The 751-nt window shown below is 39.5% G+C and carries 1 protein-coding gene; it reads left to right on the forward strand.

Annotation, left to right across the window (positions count from 1 at the left end):
- The first annotated feature begins 139 nt into the window (after positions 1-139).
- Complete coding sequence (tnpA, locus tag BCR22_RS11905) at positions 140-613, forward strand: IS200/IS605 family transposase (RefSeq protein ID WP_069655109.1); 474 nt, start codon at positions 140-142, stop codon at positions 611-613.
- The last annotated feature ends 138 nt before the right edge of the window (positions 614-751 follow it).

Raw genomic sequence — 751 nt, forward strand, 5'->3', positions numbered from 1 at the left:
TTTTTTTGTGTGTTCTGAAAACCACCTGCTATGCGGGTGGTTCCATAGAGCTTCCAGCGAGGTAATAAAAAAGCCCCCTAAAATGTTAAACTGATATAGGTTTCCCGACCGTATCATCAACATTAAAGGAGGTTCCTTTATGAAAAAGGACAATCAAAGTTTATCACACACCGTATGGAAATGTAAGTATCACATCGTCTTTGCGCCAAAATACCGTCGCCAAATCATTTATGGCAAATACAAGAAAAGTATCGGAGAAATCATTCGACTTTTATGTGAAAGAAAAGGCGTCGACATCATCGAGGCAAATGCATGTCGAGATCACATTCATTTGTTGGTCAGTATTCCACCGAAATTAAGTGTCTCGGGTTTTATCGGTTACCTAAAAGGAAAAAGTAGTTTAATGATTTTCGATAGACATGCGAATTTAAAGTATCGATACGGCAATCGTAAGTTTTGGTGTCGTGGCTATTATGTCGATACCGTTGGCCGAAACAAAAAACAAATAGAAGAATATATACGCAATCAAGTTCAGGAAGATCATATAGCAGATCAGCTGACGTTGTTTGAGGAGTATGATCCGTTCACAGGTAATAAAAATAGCAAAAAATAAAAAATGAAATTCTTTTAGAATCAGCGAGAAGAAGTGGTGCGTGAGGGAGACCCGATCAGAAGGCCTTTTAGGCCGTGGCCGGTAAAAGAGGCTTTCAGCCGAAGAGCAAACCTCCAGTTCTCACTGGAGGTTTTGATT

It is taken from the genome of Enterococcus plantarum, from assembly GCF_001730295.1.
GTDB classification, from domain to species: Bacteria; Bacillota; Bacilli; order Lactobacillales; family Enterococcaceae; genus Enterococcus_L; species Enterococcus_L plantarum.